The 18069-nt window shown below is 45.3% G+C and carries 16 protein-coding genes; 12 read left to right on the top strand and 4 right to left on the bottom strand.

Translation table 11 applies throughout. The features are described from left to right. Positions 1-225: 225 nt before the first annotated feature. The 8 genes from rsxA to GVO63_RS06935 all read left to right on the top strand — a co-directional run bounded on the left by rsxA (position 226) and on the right by GVO63_RS06935 (position 8869). On the top strand, positions 226-807 hold the full coding sequence (gene rsxA, locus GVO63_RS06900) for an electron transport complex subunit RsxA (protein ID WP_159493397.1): 582 nt from the start codon (positions 226-228) through the stop codon (positions 805-807). Then, on the top strand, positions 807-1388 hold the full coding sequence (rsxB, locus tag GVO63_RS06905) for an electron transport complex subunit RsxB (protein WP_159493398.1): 582 nt from the start codon (positions 807-809) through the stop codon (positions 1386-1388). Before rsxA ends, rsxB begins: the two co-directional genes overlap by 1 nt. A 5-nt stretch (positions 1389-1393) precedes the next feature. Beyond that, on the top strand, positions 1394-3934 hold the full coding sequence (gene rsxC, locus GVO63_RS06910) for an electron transport complex subunit RsxC (RefSeq protein WP_159578868.1): 2541 nt from the start codon (positions 1394-1396) through the stop codon (positions 3932-3934). Then, positions 3931-5019 (top strand): electron transport complex subunit RsxD, encoded by a 1089-nt coding sequence (gene rsxD / locus GVO63_RS06915; RefSeq protein WP_159578734.1) that lies wholly within the window; start codon positions 3931-3933, stop codon positions 5017-5019. Before rsxC ends, rsxD begins: the two co-directional genes overlap by 4 nt. Beyond that, positions 5016-5795, top strand: a complete 780-nt coding sequence (locus tag GVO63_RS06920) for an electron transport complex subunit G (RefSeq protein WP_159578736.1) — start codon at positions 5016-5018, stop codon at positions 5793-5795. The genes rsxD and GVO63_RS06920 overlap by 4 nt, the downstream gene beginning before the upstream one ends. 2 nt (positions 5796-5797) lie before the next feature. Next, positions 5798-6490: an electron transport complex subunit E gene (locus GVO63_RS06925; RefSeq protein WP_159578738.1), complete on the top strand. Its 693-nt coding sequence runs from the start codon at positions 5798-5800 to the stop codon at positions 6488-6490. A 45-nt stretch (positions 6491-6535) separates the two neighbouring features. Next, positions 6536-7249 carry an endonuclease III gene (gene nth, locus GVO63_RS06930; RefSeq protein ID WP_201281885.1) on the top strand — a complete coding sequence of 238 codons (714 nt, stop codon included), beginning with the start codon at positions 6536-6538 and terminating at the stop codon, positions 7247-7249. 204 nt (positions 7250-7453) lie between these two features. Beyond that, complete coding sequence (locus tag GVO63_RS06935) at positions 7454-8869, top strand: M20/M25/M40 family metallo-hydrolase (RefSeq protein WP_159578740.1); 1416 nt, start codon at positions 7454-7456, stop codon at positions 8867-8869. A gap of 508 nt (positions 8870-9377) precedes the next feature. Here GVO63_RS06935 and GVO63_RS06940 read toward each other — a convergent pair. Next, entirely contained in the window at positions 9378-9590 is a 213-nt protein-coding gene (locus GVO63_RS06940; protein ID WP_105932040.1) for a cold-shock protein, read from the bottom strand. Between the two features lie 473 nt (positions 9591-10063). On the opposite strand from GVO63_RS06940, the gene gloA reads away from it, so the two are divergent. Then, on the top strand, positions 10064-10471 hold the full coding sequence (gene gloA, locus GVO63_RS06945) for a lactoylglutathione lyase (RefSeq protein ID WP_159578742.1): 408 nt from the start codon (positions 10064-10066) through the stop codon (positions 10469-10471). A gap of 60 nt (positions 10472-10531) precedes the next feature. Next, positions 10532-11647: a glycerophosphodiester phosphodiesterase gene (gene glpQ, locus GVO63_RS06950; protein ID WP_236552077.1), complete on the top strand. Its 1116-nt coding sequence runs from the start codon at positions 10532-10534 to the stop codon at positions 11645-11647. A 63-nt stretch (positions 11648-11710) separates the two neighbouring features. On the opposite strand, the gene GVO63_RS06955 is transcribed toward glpQ, so the two are convergent. Further along, positions 11711-12583, bottom strand: coding sequence for an OmpA family protein (locus GVO63_RS06955; RefSeq protein WP_159578743.1), 873 nt, complete (start codon positions 12581-12583; stop codon positions 11711-11713). A 388-nt stretch (positions 12584-12971) separates the two neighbouring features. Here GVO63_RS06955 and rnt point away from each other — a divergent pair, with 388 nt between their 5' ends. Beyond that, entirely contained in the window at positions 12972-13607 is a 636-nt protein-coding gene (gene rnt / locus GVO63_RS06960) for a ribonuclease T (protein WP_159578745.1), read from the top strand. A 123-nt stretch (positions 13608-13730) separates the two neighbouring features. Here rnt and GVO63_RS06965 read toward each other — a convergent pair whose 3' ends face one another. Further along, entirely contained in the window at positions 13731-14336 is a 606-nt protein-coding gene (locus tag GVO63_RS06965; RefSeq protein WP_159493408.1) for a peroxiredoxin, read from the bottom strand. 274 nt (positions 14337-14610) lie between these two features. Here GVO63_RS06965 and GVO63_RS06970 point away from each other — a divergent pair, with 274 nt between their 5' ends. Further along, positions 14611-14805 (top strand): bacterioferritin-associated ferredoxin, encoded by a 195-nt coding sequence (locus GVO63_RS06970; protein ID WP_159493409.1) that lies wholly within the window; start codon positions 14611-14613, stop codon positions 14803-14805. Positions 14806-14933: 128 nt separating this feature from the next. On the opposite strand, the gene GVO63_RS06975 is transcribed toward GVO63_RS06970, so the two are convergent. Then, entirely contained in the window at positions 14934-17804 is a 2871-nt protein-coding gene (locus GVO63_RS06975) for a TonB-dependent receptor (protein WP_236552085.1), read from the bottom strand. Positions 17805-18069 lie beyond the last annotated feature (265 nt).

The raw sequence follows: 18069 nt of genomic DNA on the forward strand, positions 1-18069 counted from the left end.
AGTTCCCAGTAAGGAGGGCTCGGGGAGCCACTTAGTTGGCTCTCAATCGCATTTCAATGCACCATTCTATTTTAATTCCTAAAACAACGCGTTTAGACATTAAATAACCCTAATTCAATCAAGTTGTTAAACCCGTTCTAAAAAGGGATAATAGGCACAATCTATCTTTCTTTTTTAAACTACGGGCAATGTCCGTGAAGATTCCTCAAAGGAATTGCATTATTCATGACTGAATTTTTACTGCTATTGATTGGTACAGTACTGGTTAACAATTTCGTGTTGGTTAAGTTTCTTGGATTATGTCCGTTCATGGGCGTATCTGGAAAACTAGAAACCGCCATGGGCATGTCTATGGCAACCACATTCGTGCTTACCCTCGCCTCTGCAACAAGCTATCTCGTTGAAACTTATTTGCTTGCACCTTTGGGTATTGGCTATTTAAGAACGCTTGCTTTTATTCTTGTTATCGCGGTAGTCGTGCAATTCACAGAAATGGTAGTTCATAAAACTAGCCCCACCTTATACAGACTCTTGGGGATATTTCTTCCTCTGATTACTACTAACTGCGCGGTACTAGGTGTTGCACTGTTGAATCTCACCGAACAGCATAACTTTATGCAAAGCCTTATTTATGGTTTTGGCGCAGCGGCAGGTTTTTCTCTAGTCCTAGTACTTTTTGCCGCGATGCGCGAGCGTCTCGCGGCGGCCGATGTTCCTGTGTCGTTTAAAGGCGCATCAATTGCCATGATTACTGCCGGTCTTATGTCTCTCGCCTTTATGGGCTTCAGCGGATTGGTGAAACTATAATGATGATATCGACCGCCATTATTTTTGCCGTTGTCGCTATCGGTGCGCTGGCCCTGATTTTTGGGCTCGTTTTAGGATATGCCAGTATACGCTTCAAAGTGGAGGGCGATCCGCTGGTAGAGCAGATAGATGCCGTACTGCCACAAACTCAATGTGGACAATGTGGCTATCCAGGCTGTAAACCCTACGCTGAAGCAATCGCTGATGGCGATGACATTAACAAATGTCCACCAGGCGGCGAAGCGACAATTAAGAAACTTGCAGACTTAATGGGTGTTGAGCCTAAACCCCTTGATGCAGCGCACGGCGAAGAAGACGTTAAAAAAGTAGCCTTCATACGCGAAGACGAATGTATTGGCTGCACCAAATGCATTCAAGCATGTCCTGTTGATGCTATCTTGGGCGCAGCAAAGCATATGCACACTGTAATTACCGACGAATGCACGGGATGTGATCTGTGTGTAGACCCCTGCCCTGTTGATTGTATTGATATGGTTCCCATCACGCAAACAACCTCTACGTGGAAGTGGGATTTTTCCTCGTCACCTAAAGGTGATATCCCAATAAAAATGGTGTCGTAATTGTGATGTACCCTAGCTTTGATTCAATTATAGAAACCCTCAATGCGGGAAAAATGTACTCGTTTCCTGGAGGCGTACACCCTGACGATAAGAAATCCATCTCCAATAAGTCAGCGATACAAAAGCCTTCCATGCCTGACCTATTGGTGGTGCCCCTAAGACAGCACATTGGCTCAGACGGCGTTTGCTGCGTACAAGTCGGCGATACAGTTTTAAAGGGACAAATATTGTCACAAAGCTCGTCGCCGTTTTCAGTTCCTGTTCATGCCCCAACATCAGGGGAAATCATTTCGATAGCACCGCACGTTGTCGCCCATCCAAGCGGGCTCACAGAAATGTGTGTTTCAATACGCCCAGACGGCAAAGATACATGGTGCGAACTGTCTCCTATCACCAATTACGGTAATGTTGATAAAAACCAGCTCATTGATGCTATCTGTCAGTCTGGCATTTCAGGAATGGGTGGGGCGGGTTTCCCTACACACATTAAGACATCAACGTCGAAGCCCGTTGAATTTCTCATTTTAAATGGCATTGAATGCGAGCCTTACATTACCTCTGATGATCGCCTTATGCGCGAGCATGCTTGGCAAATACGCCAGGGACTGGATATTCTTGCGCACTTAATCGACCCCAGCGCAATTATTGTGGCTGTAGAGGACAACAAACCAGAGGCGTTCGAGGCCTTAAATATTGCCTGCCAAGATAAGAAAGAGTATCGGGTGGTCAGTGTCGAAACTAAATACCCTGCTGGCGGTGAGAAGCAGCTTATACAAGTTATTACCGGCCGCGAAGTCCCGAGAAACGGTCTACCGGCTGACGTCGGCGTGATGATGTTTAATGTCGGCACCTGCTATGCTATTGCTGATGCTATTCTGCATGGCAAACCCCTTATTGAACGGATTGTTACGGTTACCGGTGAAGCTGTTGAGTCACCGAGCAACTTTCGAGCATTAATCGGCACGCCTGTTTCTCATTTGCTGACAGAGGCGAAATACAACCCGAAAAAGCAAACCACGCCGAAAGTCATTATGGGCGGCCCTATGATGGGGTTCACCCTATCTGATGCATCCATACCTGTGGTTAAAACAACGAACTGTTTACTCGTGCCTGCGAAAAAAGAACTGGTGGATGACAACGCAGAGCGTCCATGCATTCGCTGTAGCGCTTGTGCCGATGCTTGTCCAGCATCATTACTTCCACAGCAAATGTTCTGGCACGCGAAAGCCAAAGAGTTCGATAAGGCTGAGGAATATGATCTTTTCGACTGCATTGAATGTGGCGCTTGCGCATATGTCTGCCCAAGTGAAATACCCTTAGTTCATTATTATCGCCAAGCTAAAGCTGAAATTCGTTTACAGCGCGATGAAAAGAACAAAGCAGAAAAAGCGAAGCAACGTTTTGAGGCGCGCAAAGAACGTCTAGAGCGAGAAAAGCTTGAACGAGAAGAAAAACATAGAAAAGCGAAAGAAGCACGCCTAGCCGCGAATAAAGCGAAAGAGAAAAACGCAGCTGATAACGCGCAGAGCGTCAACGACACAGGCACAACCGACGCGAAAGATAAAGTGGCAGCAGCACTGGCACGAGCGAAAGCGAAGAAAGCAGCAATGCAGTCCAATAGCGAAAGTGCCAGTTCACACAACGACGAAACAAACGCTGCCGCAGATGACAAAAAAGCCCAGGTAGCTGCCGCTATTGCGAGGGCCAAGGCGAAAAAAGCGGCGCAGGCTCAAAATGAAGACTCTGACGAATCATCAACAGCATCACAGCCTGTAGACCAGGTGTCGTCGCCAGAGGATGAGAAAAAAGCCAAAGTCGCAGCAGCCATCGCCAGAGCGAAGGCGAAAAAAGCGGCGCAGGCTCAAAATGAAAACTCTGACGAATCATCAACAGCATCACAGCCTGTAGACCAAGTGTCGTCGCCAGAGGATGAGAAAAAAGCCAAAGTCGCAGCAGCCATCGCCAGAGCTAAGGCGAAAAAAGCGGCGAAAGCCAATCAGTCTGTAGAGGCCCCCTCAGAAAAACACGAGGATAAAGACGAAGAAAAATCCGCTGGACTATCCAATACTGAGAACAATGCAGACCTTTCGGCTGAAGAACAGAAAAAAGCCCGAATCGCGGCAGCTGTGGCCAAAGCAAAGGCCCAAAAAACGGCGAAAGCCGATCAGTCTGTGGAAACGCCTTCAGAAAAACACGGGGATAAAGAGGAAGAAAAATCCGCCGGACTTTCCAATACTGAGCACAATGCTGACCTTTCGGCTGAAGAACAGAAAAAAGCCCGAATTGCGGCAGCGGTGGCCAAAGCAAAGGCGAAAAAACTCGCCCAAGTAAAAACTGAAAAAACATCGTCGACAGAGACCACAGAGACAGAGAGCACTGCGACGCGAGAGCAGAGTAAGTCATCATCGGAAGACGAAACAGAAACAAGCACCAGAGACAATTCTGACGCGTCACCTCAAGATGAAAAGAAAGCGCGTATTGCCGCAGCTGTTGCTAAAGCTAAGGCGAAAAAAGCGGCCGCTGATAAAGAGAATGAATCACAATGAAGTTAAGTTTATCGAGTTCACCACATCAGCGGGTTAGACGCGATACCGGTCAAGTTATGCGCATGGTGATTTATGCCATGATCCCCGGGATGATAGCGCAGTCCTTCTTTTTCGGTTGGGGCATGTTAATTCAGTCAGTGATTGCTGTCGTGAGTGCACTGGTTATTGAAGGGGTTATTTTATATCTACGAAAACGCCCGATAGAGCGAACACTTACCGACTATAGCGCCGTGCTCACCGGGCTTTTGATTGCAATAAGTATTCCGCCAACTCTTCCTTGGTGGATGACGGTAACCGGCGTTTTTTTCGCCATCGCCGTCGCTAAACAAGTTTACGGTGGCCTAGGGTTTAACATTTTTAACCCGGCGATGATTGCTTATGTAGTATTGCTTATTTCTTTTCCTGCGGCCATGAGCCTGTGGTTACCTCCCGCTACGCACGCGGGTATCACTCCAACTTTCTTTGATTCTGTATCACTGATATTCACAGGGTTTACGACAAGTGGATACGACGTTACTCAGCTAAAAACCATTGCTGACGGTGTGACTATGGCCACACCGCTAGACACGTTAAAAACCGACCTAACCCAAGGCGTTACCTACACAGAATCACTGAGTAAGCCCATTTTCGACGGCGGTTTCTTCGAAGCCGCTGGCGCAGGCTGGGGAATAGTAAGTATTGTGTATCTATTAGGTGGGCTGTATCTGGTGAAAACCCGTGTAATTAGCTGGCACATACCCGGCGGCATGTTGATAAGCGTGTTGATTTGCGCTTCACTGCTTCATTTAATCAACGCTGACTACTATGCCTCGCCACTCTTTCACTTGTTTAATGGTGCCGTTATGGTTGGCGCATTTTTTATTGCCACTGATCCCGTATCAGCTTCAACCACCCCAAAAGGGCGTGTCATTTTTGGTGCAGCGATCGGTTTTTGGATCGTTATCATTCGCACATTTGGTGGTTATCCTGATGCTGTTGCTTTTGCCGTGATCATAATGAACATGGCCGTACCGCTTATCGATTATTACACTCGCCCACGGGTGTATGGAAAAAATGTAGGCAAAGGTCGAGGTAAGCAGCAATGATGAAAGAAAGCTTAACCAAAAATGGCTTTATGTTAGGTGCATTTGCCGTTGTGACTACCGCGCTTATCGCTGCGACATTTTACGGTACGAAAGACAAGATTGAGCAGCAAAAGCAACAAAAATTACTTAGCGTGCTCAATGAGGTCGTACCGAGTACATTTCACGACAATGCTCTTTATGCAAATTGCACCCAAGTCACGGCGGATGAATTAGGCGCTAATAAAGCGCACAAAGTATACCGCGCAACGTTGAACGGTGAACCAAGCGCGCTGGTGCTAGAGGCAACGGCCCCAGACGGGTATAGCGGTGATATCGATCTTGTTGTGGGTGTGAATATCAGTGCGTCTAGCAATTCAGATTCAACGACCAATGACGAAGTAGGTATGATTGAGGAAGATAAGAGTGTACCTATCAATCATAAAATGACCGTGCTTGGTGTAAGAATTATCGAGCACAAAGAAACGCCTGGGTTAGGCGACAAGATTGAGCTTGCCGTGAGCAACTGGATCACCTCGTTTACCGGCAAGTCTTTTTCTAAGGATAACTTGGCGGCATGGCAAGTTAAAAAGGATGGTGGGGAGTTTGATCAATTTACTGGCGCAACCATTACACCCCGAGCGGTAGTCGGTGCAGTGCGTAACGCTTTAATGTATGCACAAGCCAATCAATCTGCGTTATTTTCTGCCCCAAATACCTGTGAACGCAAAGATGACATAAACACTTCCGAGCCCAAAGATATTGAAAAGGCGCACCCTCAACACTTAGAGGAGCTTTAAACGTGACCGATTTTCGCGATTTGTCCCTCCAAGGACTTTGGAAAAATAACCCAGCACTTGTTCAACTTTTAGGCCTTTGTCCACTGCTGGCTGTTACTGCAACGTTTATCAACGGATTGGGGCTAGGTCTTGCCACCATGCTAGTTCTGATTGGCAGCAACGTTACCGTATCATTAGTACGTAACCTCGTCAGAAATGAAATTCGTATCCCCGTTTTCGTAATGATTATTGCTGCGTTTGTAACCATTGTTCAGTTATTAATGAACGCTTTTACCTATGAACTGTATTTGGCATTGGGCATCTTTATTCCACTCATTGTGACTAATTGCGCCATCATTGGTCGTGCAGAAGCATTCGCTTCTAAAAATGGGCCCCTCGCCTCTGCTTACGACGGCTTAATGATGGGCCTAGGCTTTACCGCCGTACTGGTCATTTTAGGGGGTATGCGTGAAGTATTGGGTGCAGGTACATTATTTGCCGGCGCAGACCGTCTATTTGGGCCTATTGCAGAAAACTGGACGATAGCCCTTTTCAATACAGAAAATCCGTTTCTACTGGCCGTTCTACCGCCGGGTGCGTTTTTAGGAATGGGATTACTCATCGCGATAAAAAATATTATTGACGCAAAACTAGCGGCTCAACAAACCATGCCGAAAGAAAAGGCTACGCGAGTGCGTGTAACTGCCGAAAGCTAGTCTGCCCGTAGAGGGATCACAAGAAAAGAGTAAGAGACTGTTTTAATGTTAGATGTAACTAAATCCATCACAAAACAAGAAAAAGTCAAAGAAATCATGCGTATTTTGGATGAACTCTATCCAGAGGTCCCTATTTTCTTAGACCATAAAGATCCCTACACATTGCTTATCGCCGTACTGTTATCAGCTCAATGTACAGATGAACGGGTCAACCAAATTACCCCTAAGCTCTTTGCTAGGGCTGACAACCCCTATGATATGGTGATGATGAGCATTGAAGAGATCCAGGACATTATTCGCCCATGTGGTTTATCGCCAATGAAATCTAAGGGCATCTGGCACCTATCTGACATGATCATCAAACTGCACAACGGTCAAGTGCCTGCCAACTTTGAGGCATTAGAGGCCATGCCCGCTGTAGGCCACAAAACCGCAGCGGTTGTGATGTCTCAAGGTTTTGGCATTCCTGCATTTCCGGTAGATACCCATATCCATCGACTCATGTATCGCTGGGGCCTTTCGAATGGCAAAAGCGTAGAGCAAACCGAGCGAGATGCAAAGCGTCTGTTCCCTAAGGAAAGATGGAACGATCTTCACCTCCAAATAATACTCTATGGCAGAGAGTACTGCCCTGCCCGCGGATTCGACCTAAATAAATGCATCATCACGCGAGAATTCGGCAGAAAGAGTTTCATTAATGATGTGCTAAAAGAACAAGAGAAAAAACAAAAACTGGCCCTTAAGAAAAGGCGTACTTAGACGCTTTTTAAAGTGGAGTCTATCGACTCCTTTGCTGTCTCACTCTCTCGCATAAACACGTGTGGCACAATGTCTTTGCGATTAATGCACGACTTATGCTCGTGGTTTGCCTCGTAAGCCTCTATCAAATTGGCTATGATGTTTACACTATCTTTGTGCCCGGGCACATTAAATAAAAATACAAAAATAAACCACGGAGAACACATGTCTCGATTAAATACTTTCGCTAAAAACTTAGCGTTGGGTGCATTAGTCAGTGCTTGCAGCTTTGGCGTTTTCGCTGAAACGACGCCTATTACCCCACAACAAAAGAAAAACGCAGAAGCATTAATTCAAAAAGCACTGGAAAGTGACTTAGGCTACCGCATTGTAGAATCACTTACTACAGAGATAGGCCCACGCCTAGGCGGCTCTGAAGCTGAAAAACGCGCTAGAGATTGGGGTGTTTTGGTTGGTAAACGACTAGGGTTTGATAAAGTCAGTGTAGAAGAATTTACTATGCCGTTTTGGGATAGAGGCCATTTACATATTTCACTCACCTCGCCTTATGCACAGCCGCTTTATGGAACTGCACTTGGCGGTGCAGCCCCTTCAGAAAGCGAAATAAATGCAGACGTGGTGTATTTTAGAGATATCCATGCCTTAACAGCCGTTGAAGACGGAACGCTAAAAGGCAAAATTGCGTTTGTGGATGGCGACGCGATGGTAAAAAGTCAAACAGGTGCAGGATATGGGCAGGCAAATCAACGCCGACGTATAGGCTGGCAACATGCTCAGCGCGGCGGTGCAGAAGCCTTGGTGGTGCGTTCAGTAGGTTCTGATTCACACCGCTTTCCACACTCAGGAATGATGAGCTCAGACGGCGAAAACTGGGCGGATATTCCGGTGATAGCAATTTCAAATCCAGATGCCGACCACTTGCGACGCCTACACAATCTGGGTAAGCCACTTTCACTTTCACTTCACTCTGAATCAAAGTGGAAAGGCGAAGTAAGCAGCGGGAATGTAATTTTAGATTTAGTGGGCAGCGAAAAGCCTGAAGAAATTGTGCTTATTGGTGGTCACCTAGACAGCTGGGATCTCGGCACAGGCGCGGTTGATGACGGTGCAGGCATCGCAATTACCACTGCTGCAGCAGCGCTAATTGCTTCTCTCCCCGAACGCCCTAAGCGCACTATTCGTGTCGTAATGTTCGGCGCAGAAGAGGTCGGCTTATTGGGCGCATTTGCTTATGCAAAACAGCATGAGAACAACCTTGATAATCACGTACTGGCAACGGAGTCAGATTTTGGTGCTCAAACTATTTGGCAACTGGTGTCTAACGTTAATACCGAAGCAACGGTGCTAGTTGATGAAATCGCAAAGATTTTATCTCCACTAGGTATTATTCGTGGCGGTTCAGACATCGCTGGCGGCGGCCCGGATATTATTCCACTTGCAGCGAAAGGCGTGCCTACAATTAGGCTGAACCAGAATGGTAGAGATTATTTCGATCTTCACCACACGCCAGACGACACGCTAGATAAAATCAATCCCGATGAGCTTGCGCAAAACATCGCGGCTTATGCGGCGAGCATATACTTGCTTGCAGATTCAGAGATAGATTTGAAGGCAAAATAATTGCCTCAAAACGTCCGTCGTTTCAAACAGACGATGCGCTTTTAGGTCAGCATGCACAATAGGTATGCTGGCCTTTGTCTTTGACTAAATACCACTCAAAAATGGTCTTATGTAGTTCACATGACGAGTGTCAATATTGATAACGTTAAAACCAGAAAATACAGAGCTAGGTTTGGCTTTGTTTATATGGTTATGAAGCTTTTACTAACTCAGCAACAAATCGTCTGACTTCTTGACGTGAAGTAAGAACAACGTGGCGGTACGTGTTTGCTTCTTTAAAAGCGACCGTTGTTTTATTAGTAGAGATATTTGAGATTAACGCGGTAGACGTGGCGTTATGGCATGTAGAAATAGAATGTTGGATTTGCATATTAGGTACTTCTTTATAGATATTGTTTGTTTTGAATTCCTCGCAGGTTGGGTTAAGAAATTTTAAAACGAAAAGTAGGCTCTTTAGCCCTCGCTGTGCGAGTTAAAGAGCCCGATTTACTAGATAAACGTTATGAGCTTATCGAACTACTACGTTAGCAGCTTGTGGACCTTTTTGGCCTTGTTCAACTTCAAAGCTAACTTCTTGGCCTTCAGCAAGAGTTTTGAAACCGTCAGAAGTGATTGAGCGGAAGTGTACGAATACGTCTTTGCCGCCAGCTTCAGGTGTTAGGAAACCGAAACCTTTTTCTTCGTTGAACCATTTAACTGTGCCGTTTACTGAATTAGACATAATAAAAACCTTTTTTTAAAAAATTGATGTAGTGGTGAAAATCACCGATAGCAATAGACATAACCAAGCTAGTAAAGCAGTTGTATATCTAAATAGAACTTCAATTTGAAGGAATAAAGAAAGGTACAGCGCAGTATTAGGTAAAGCATATAACATATCTAGAGCGAGACAGAAGGTACAGGTAAAACTCATCGATGTCCAATCATTTCGCGTTTATTTTTTAGTCGCCTCACTCCAACTACTACTAAATGATTTTTATAAAAAATTGTAATACTGTCTTAAAGCGTTAACATTCTTCCATTAAAGTCACGGTGCGATGTTTTTCACGCTCTCTTCTTTGCCCAAACAACACGATGAACCATAGGTTGCTGCAAGGTGTTTTCGTTTGAATTGAGCGACGTCCAATACGCACACACCATACAAGTAGGCCGTTAGTCAGTGCTCTCACTCTTTCGGCAACATAGGAGTTTGTTATGCGAATGCTTCACACTATGCTTCGAGTTGAAAATTTAGAATCATCTCTTCATTTTTACACCTCGCTTATGGGTATGCGTCTTCTTCGTCAGTCTGAGAATAAAGAGTACGAATATACCCTAGCCTTCGTTGGTTATGGCGATGAGTCTGATAGTACAGTCCTAGAGCTTACTTACAATTGGGGCGAAAACACCTACGAAAAAGGCAATGCCTATGGGCATATCGCCATTGAGGTTGATGATATTTATCGTTTTTGTGAAAACTTAGCGGCAAACGGTGCTGACGTTTACAGAGAGCCCGGTCCGGTAAAAGGAGGCGCTACAGTGATTGCATTCGTTCGCGACCCTGATGGCTACGCGATTGAACTCATTCAAAACAAAGCTATTCCTCTTCAGCCCTCAACTTAGTTCACAAGTTGAAAGCCTGATAGTAAACAGGCTATTTAAAGAAAATGATAAAGGCAGGTAATGATAACCACATGGAGTGAAGCAATTATGCAATGTAAAGAGGTCGTCTCGACATACAGTATGAAGAGTAAAATCTCGCGAAGAGGCCTATTACCTGTTTTGCTGTTTGCGTGTTTGAGTGCTTTTATATCAAGTCGCCCCTTTGCAGCGATTAATGAAATTAATACCCCAAAATCCTTCACTGTCATTGCACATCGTGGCGCATCTGGCTACTTACCAGAGCATACGCTTGAAGCGGCAACGCTTGCGTTTTCTCTCCGGCCGGACTTTATTGAACAAGACGTGGTTATAACCAAAGACGACATACCGGTGGTTTTACATGATATCCACTTGGAAACCGTTACGGATGTTGAAGAAGTCTTTCCTACACGGCACCGGACTGATGGCAGATACTATGCGCGAGACTTTACGCTTGCAGAGTTAAGAACGTTGCGGGTTCATGAACGAACAAACAGCGATGGAACGCCAGTATTTAAAGATCGTTATCAAGGTCAGCATGCTAATTTTAAGATTGCTACTTTAGCTGAGCATTTTGAGCTTATCAGTGAACTTAACCGTCAGTTCGGCACTTCTGTAGGTGTTTATCCTGAAGTTAAATCTCCAGCCTTTCACAGCAAGGAAGGCGTCGATGCAAGTAAAAGTGTGATCTATGCCCTCAATACGTATGGCTTCGGCGAGAAGAACAGCAACAGCTATATTCAATGCTTTGATTTCAAAGAAGTGAAGCGTATTCGGGAAACGTTGGGCTATGAAGGCAAGATTGTCATGCTCATAGGCGAGAACAGCTGGGGTGAAAGTGATACTAATTATGACTGGATCCGCACTGAGGATGGCATGAGAGAGGTGGCCACTTATGCTGATGGTATTGGGCCTTGGTTAGGACACATTTTCAATAGCGAAGCAATGGCCCAAGGGAAAATAGAGGCGGCAGCATGGCTTGACTTCGCCCACAGTCACAAACTGACCATTCACCCTTATACGTACCGAGAAGATGCCCTACCAAAAGGCATGACTGGTGAACAAGTGTTAGAAGCCCTAGACAACGTGGCGGATGTTGACGGCGTTTTTACTGATCACTTGGTGCCTGTATTGTCATGGCGCGCCTATAAGCCATAGAGACAAGGGCATAAATGCGCTTCTTATCCTGCTATTAGTGAATCTAAAATAAGCAAACCGTCTCTAAGATTTAGACAGTCGCACCACTACCCGCCGGTTTTGAGCACGGCTTTCTCGCGTATCGTTTGGCGCGACATGACGTTTTTCACCATGACCGGTTAGCTTAATTCTATCTTCAGGCACACCCAAGGTCGTTAGGTAGCTTTTGACTTCACTCGCTCTTCGTATCGATAGCTGCTCGTTGTTCCAACGGCCTCCGTAGCTGTCGGTATAGCCATCTAAGAGTACCAGTTCTAACTCGCTGTCTTCTTTCAAATACTCACCAATCATAGTGAGACGTTTTTGTGAGTATTTAGTCAGTTCTGTGCTGTTATTTTGATAAGACAACACGGTGTAAGCGATATCGTCAAAATTAAAAGGAAGTAAGTTAGATACACACTTAACGAATTCACGGTACACGCCAGAAAAGTTGCTTGCGTTTAACGCGACGCTTACCTGATCGTATTTGTTGTACCAGTCTTGATAGTAGATAGTGGGCCAAAAACCCTTTTCAAGTTCCGATAGCATTGTCCAAGCTGCGTCTTGAGGGAGGTCACCGTTATATTGCTTACGGATAGACATATCTGCGATAGGCTTAGGTGCTACGCCTGGCATCCATTTAGGTGGCACAGAATAAACCGCTGCCATATCAAATTTACTGGGCAATAAATGCATGTCCAGTTCAAATTCCATATTCAGCTGTTTTGACGCGCTGCTTGTGAACATGGCTTCGCCATACCCTGGTAATTCGTGATTAAGGGTGCACTGAAGGCGCGTATCGGTTCCGATTCGCCAATTAGAACTCTCTATGGTCGCAGAATATTGCCGCATAGCTGCATGGGAAGAGAGTGATCCTACAATCCCCATCAACGCGATAAATTTTAATTTCGACACCATTTCGACACCATAACGAAAATCAAACTAACCAAGGTGCAGGTTGTGTTTATCATCAACCCACCTTTTTGCAAACCTGCCTATGCGTGTAAGCCATTAAGCACAACCCCGCACAATGTGCGTGTTCTATAACTAACGCCAAAACGTAACGCGGCGGCGTGCATTACTACCTTTAATGTAGTTATCGTCCAAAGTGTAGAAAAGTTTAGCCTCTAATACCATCCACTTTTGTGGTTTTTGTAACTCATTGACACTTCGAGTGACAGTATTCAAATTGAAACTAGTAACTAAGTAGCATCCTTGCGATAATTCGTCACTCACGTACATTTCGTATGTTGGTGTGCACGTACGCCACCAGCCAGTTTTCCCAATCTAATCTACAAGAGTGTTTATGTCTGCTAACCCGTCTCTTTTATCTCAGCGCTTTAGAGGTTATTTCCCCGTCGTTATTGACGTTGAAACAGCCGGATTTAATGCAGGTACCGACGCCATGTTAGAGCTAGCCGCGGTAACGGTAAAAATGGACGAAAACGGTATTTTGCATCCGGATCAAACATTTCATTATCATATCGAACCTTTCGAAGGCGCTAACTTAGAGCCTGCAGCGCTAGAGTTTAATGGTATCGATCCTAACTGTGCTTTACGCGGTGCTATCAATGAGAGCGACGCAATGAAAGATCTCTGCAAAGGTATTCGCAAAGCACAGAAAAATGCAGATTGTCAGCGCTCAGTCATTGTGGCGCATAACGCGACTTTCGACCAAAGCTTCGTCAACGCGGCAATAGAACGCTGTAATATTAAGCGCACGCCTTTTCACCCTTTCGTTTCATTTGATACGACAAGCCTCGCTGGATTGGCATTAGGGCAAACTGTTTTAGTAAAAGCCTGCCGAGCAGCGGGTATTGAATTTGACCAGAGTGAAGCGCATAGCGCGCTGTATGACGCGCGAAAAACTACTGAGTTATTTTGCTATATGGTGAATCGATATAAAGCGTTGGGCGGCTGGCCGATTGAGAGTGGGCAATAATCCCCAAGGTAGATATAGATATTGGTATAAGTATTTACGTTACGCCAGCTTTTTGAAAATGCATCGGACAAACAAAAACAGCGCCATCTGGCGCTGTTTTGCGTTCAACCTTACAAAGCGGACTTATAGCTTGTCAGCTTCTTCAGATAAATACTTCGCAACACCTTCAGGCGACGCATCCATACCGGCTTTACCTTCAGTCCAACCTGCTGGACACACTTCGCCATGCTCTTCATGGAACGCGAGTGCATCAACCATACGCAGCATTTCGTCAACGTTACGACCAAGTGGAAGATCATTCACTACCTGGTGACGTACCATGCCTTGTTCGTCGATAAGGAATGAGCCACGGAAAGCAACGCCATCCTCTGGATGTTCAACATCATAAGCTTGGCAGATGTCATGCTTAACATCGGCAACCAACGTATATTTAACTGGGCCTATGCCGCCTTGATTTACCGGGGTGTTTCTCCATGCATTGTGTGAGAATTGAGAGTCGATAGACACACCAATAACCTCTACACCGCGCTTTGTGAATTCGTCGAAACGCTTGTCAAAAGCAATGAGCTCAGACGGGCAAACAAATGTGAAGTCTAGCGGGTAGAAAAACACAACGGCTTTTTTACCTTTGATGGCTTCGCTTAACGTAAAGGAATCTACAATTTCACCGCTACCAAGTACTGCCGCTGCAGTAAAATCTGGCGCCGGACGCCCAACTAATACACTCATGAGTCTCTCCATTTATACGTGGATTGTAATAATAAAAATGATTACGTTGCGCAATCACTTAAGATAAATATCTATAGATTGGAAAGTAGGTACGTTTATTAAAATAACAATACTAATGATTGTTTTTTTTAACAGATCATACCAATGAGAGATAGATACCTCTCCAGCTCGTTCACTCAGTAAGCTATTTCTTAAAATTAAATTTTAATTATCTCCTTGCCAAAAGAATGAATAACAATTATTATCATTTACAGATTCATTTGGAGTACGTTTAATGTTCGTTTGTATGTGCTACGGAGTAACAGATAAAAGCATTCGCGCGGCGGTTGAAGAGAACGGCGTGGGAAATATGCGTGAGTTACGTCAACATTTAGAGCTTGGCTCTCAGTGCGGCAAGTGTATTACTATGGCACAGCAAATTATTGATCAAACAATCGTCGACGAAACGTTGTTCAAAAACGTTGGCTAAGTACTTCAGTTAGTCTGACAGCACGGCCTACCGCGCTCCTCAACAACACCCGCTACTCTTTTGAACAAAAAGATAAACGCAATTTTGCATGACGCCTTTCCACCCCTTTTAATACCTTTAGTGAATAATTACTTGAAGGCGTATTCAATCCCCGCGTAATAGAAAGCGCCATTAATACCACTTGGTGATGTAGGTGGGTAGAGTGCCCCGACCTCCCCCTGAAACGGGTTTTCCTCTGGAAGTGCGTCAAATAAATTTTGCGCCCCAAAGGTCAGTGTAGCGTGGGGCTGAATCTTCCATGCCACTTGAGCATCAAACGTCGTGAGAGCACGCCCAAAAATGTCCATGCCTGCTGAGGCATCAAGGTGATCTTCGTAAAACTCGCCGTAATAATTTAGGCGCCAAGTAAATGCCCAATCACCTTTGGACTGCTCCAGAGTAATACTGCCTCGATGGCCCGGCAGGTTATCTTCTAGCATTCTCACTCTTGCTTGCGTAAGGTTTGGTAACAGTTGTAATTCGTCATTTATAAACGTTGGATAAAGAGTAACACGCTCAACTTGCGTGTCTGTCCAGTTATAAGCAATGAGCAAAGCATTTAACCAGTCTTCGTGCGAAAAGTTATAATTGACGACAATGTCGACCCCCTGCGTTTTCGTATCGAAATCATTGGTAAAATATTTAGCAGAATTATATTTGGCCGCATCAGAACGGCCTTTTGATATTAGTGTAGCAATATCATCTTCGGTCAAGGGTATAGCTGACGTGGTACTAATTCTATCTGCGAGACGAATATTGAAATAATCGAGCGTGGCAAAGAAGGTCTCGCTGGTCTGCATCACCAAACCTAAACTGAAGTTCACCGACTCTTCTGGTGTCAGTGGCGTTGCGCCAAGCTGAAGGGATATTAAGTCGGTGGGCGGCAGCGTTGCTTGGTCCTCTAGGCCATTAATACCGTAAGCAGTGGTGACATTGATTACGTTACTTTGCCCTACCGTTGGTGCTTTAAAGCCAGTATTAATCGAGCCTCGCAATGCAAACATTTCGTTTAATTTATATCGAGTACTTAATTTTCCATCGAATGTTGAGCCAAAATCACTGAAATGCTCAACGCGCGACGCTACGCCAAACTGCCACTCATCAGAAACGAAAAACTCAACGTCGGCATACACCGCCCAATTGCTGCGACTCCAGTGACCTGCAGACTGGGGCTGATAACCAGGGAAGCCGTTTGACCCGATAGAAAAACCTTGATACAAACCTAGTGGAGGCTCAAGTGCGTAAGGGCCCGCAACATACGACGCTTCATCGCCCGCTTTCTGAAAATACGTTTCTCTGCGCCATTCAATGCCAAGGGCGACACTAATAGGGTCTTCAAAAATCGATTGAATTAACTTGTTAAAGTCAACATTAAGCGTGCGCTCTACTTGCGAAACGCCACCGGGTGAAAAAGCCGTTGGCGTTTGTGGCCCCAGCGATGGATTCACCGTGTTTGAAATGCTGTACTCTATATCGCTGTATCCAAATGTGGCGCTGGCATCCACTGCCCAGCCTTCAGGTAATTCATGCTTTATTCCCATAGCAAGAGAAGCATCCGTTATCGTTCCGCCAAATCTGGGCGTAAAGCCACCGGGAAACCATTCATTAAAGGCAAAACAGTTTGCACCAAGGTCCGTTGAGTTATCAGCTATCAATTGGTAGTCAGAATTTGATAGGACATTGCTGTTTGAAAGCGTAATGGAGGGACAGGCAATACCGCTATCCAATCCATCTAGGTCAGCAACAATAAGACGACTTTCTCCTGTATTAGGGTCAGTGCGACTAAACACGCCTTCACGGGTTTGTGGGTTTCGAAAATAAAATCCCCCGTTTATTTCCCGACGTGCAGCCGTGGCAAAGCTGTACCATTGTGATGAGGAAGAGAGGTCAGCGCCGGCATTTAATGCCAGTTTAATATCTTCATTCACATCTAACGCCCCCCAAACTTGTGAAGGTGTTTGAATGAACGTATTCCCTTGCTCGAACAGAGTTTGAGCATCACTGCGCTGAACAGAACGAGACGTGCCATTTTGCTGTCTATACTCTGCCGTCAAATTGAGAAAACCGGTTTCTCCTAGCGCAAGTCCTTTATTCGCCTGAAATTGAAACAGCTCGCCATCCCCTTCACTGTATCCACCAAGCTTCAAAGCAATGCTGCCCTCTTCCCTTTCATCTTTCAAAACAAAGTTGATGACGCCGGCAATAGCATCTGAACCGTATTGGGCAGAGGCGCCATCTCGAAGCACCTCGACTTGTTTCAATGCGTAAGCTGGAATAACTGATATATCAGGCCCTTGTGCACCGTCTGATAGTCCGCCTCCTAAGAAGGTAATAACCGCAGAGCGGTGTCTGCGTTTTCCATTAAGCAGCAGTAATGTATGATCTGACGACATACCTCTCAGGTTAGCTGGTCTTACTAAGCTACTCGCGTCATTAATAGGCTGGTCGTTTACATTGAGCGATGGAACCATCACACTTAGCATAGAAAGTACGTCGGTATTACCTTGAGAACTGAGCGCGTCAGAGCCAATCACATCTAAAGGAACCGGTGAATCCACAGCGCTTCTAGGTGAGTTTCTGGTACCAACTACCGCGATTTTCTCAAGTCCATTACTCTCTTCTTCAACCTTTTGCAGGTTGTCATCGCTTGGTTTTGGTTGAACCAAAAGTGATGAGCGAGACCGAATACTCACTGCGCCTGTTTCGTCAGTAATAACGGCAAGCTCAGTTCCCTCGAGAAGCTGAGCCAACGCTTCGTTCAATGTGAAGGTCCCTTCAAGGGCATTAGTCTTCACTTTTTTTGCTAAATCAAAGGGAAACAAAAGCGTCGTATTGGCTTGTTTAGCAAGCTCGGTAAGCGCTTCATTTGCATTTTGTGCGGGAATAGAAAACGAAAAAGCGCCAGGAGAAGCATTCAATTCTGAATGCGTATGGGATTCACTGGTACTCTGCGCAAACAGAACGCCTGTTGACCCAAGGAGTAGAAAAATGCCCGAAGCAATACGAACAGGTAAAAGCGCGCTGAATCTGAAAGGTTTAACCGTTCTTTTTAGCCAAAGACACGGAGCGGCACACTTGAGAGCGTGCCGTTTTTCATTGCTTTTTTTGATTAGCCTGCTTATCGCAAAAGTGCTGTACTGCAAGATATAAAATCGATGTGCTTATTATTTTAATTATATTGTCACATTAAATAAATTGATGCCAACTAGGAATCATAGAAAGCAC

The sequence above is a fragment of the Alteromonas sp. KUL106 genome, assembly GCF_009811415.1.
Taxonomy (GTDB): Bacteria; Pseudomonadota; Gammaproteobacteria; order Enterobacterales; family Alteromonadaceae; genus Alteromonas.

Coding starts and splice junctions, on each gene's coding strand:
- rsxA (WP_159493397.1), top strand. CDS start 226: ATGACTGAATTTTTACTGCTATTGATTGGTACAGTACTGGTTAACAAT.
- rsxB (WP_159493398.1), top strand. CDS start 807: ATGATGATATCGACCGCCATTATTTTTGCCGTTGTCGCTATCGGTGCG.
- rsxC (WP_159578868.1), top strand. CDS start 1,394: ATGTACCCTAGCTTTGATTCAATTATAGAAACCCTCAATGCGGGAAAA.
- rsxD (WP_159578734.1), top strand. CDS start 3,931: ATGAAGTTAAGTTTATCGAGTTCACCACATCAGCGGGTTAGACGCGAT.
- GVO63_RS06920 (WP_159578736.1), top strand. CDS start 5,016: ATGATGAAAGAAAGCTTAACCAAAAATGGCTTTATGTTAGGTGCATTT.
- nth (WP_201281885.1), top strand. CDS start 6,536: ATGTTAGATGTAACTAAATCCATCACAAAACAAGAAAAAGTCAAAGAA.
- GVO63_RS06935 (WP_159578740.1), top strand. CDS start 7,454: ATGTCTCGATTAAATACTTTCGCTAAAAACTTAGCGTTGGGTGCATTA.
- GVO63_RS06940 (WP_105932040.1), bottom strand. CDS start 9,590: ATGTCTAATTCAGTAAACGGCACAGTTAAATGGTTCAACGAAGAAAAA.
- gloA (WP_159578742.1), top strand. CDS start 10,064: ATGCGAATGCTTCACACTATGCTTCGAGTTGAAAATTTAGAATCATCT.
- glpQ (WP_236552077.1), top strand. CDS start 10,532: ATGATAACCACATGGAGTGAAGCAATTATGCAATGTAAAGAGGTCGTC.
- GVO63_RS06955 (WP_159578743.1), bottom strand. CDS start 12,583: ATGGTGTCGAAATTAAAATTTATCGCGTTGATGGGGATTGTAGGATCA.
- rnt (WP_159578745.1), top strand. CDS start 12,972: ATGTCTGCTAACCCGTCTCTTTTATCTCAGCGCTTTAGAGGTTATTTC.
- GVO63_RS06965 (WP_159493408.1), bottom strand. CDS start 14,336: ATGAGTGTATTAGTTGGGCGTCCGGCGCCAGATTTTACTGCAGCGGCA.
- GVO63_RS06970 (WP_159493409.1), top strand. CDS start 14,611: ATGTTCGTTTGTATGTGCTACGGAGTAACAGATAAAAGCATTCGCGCG.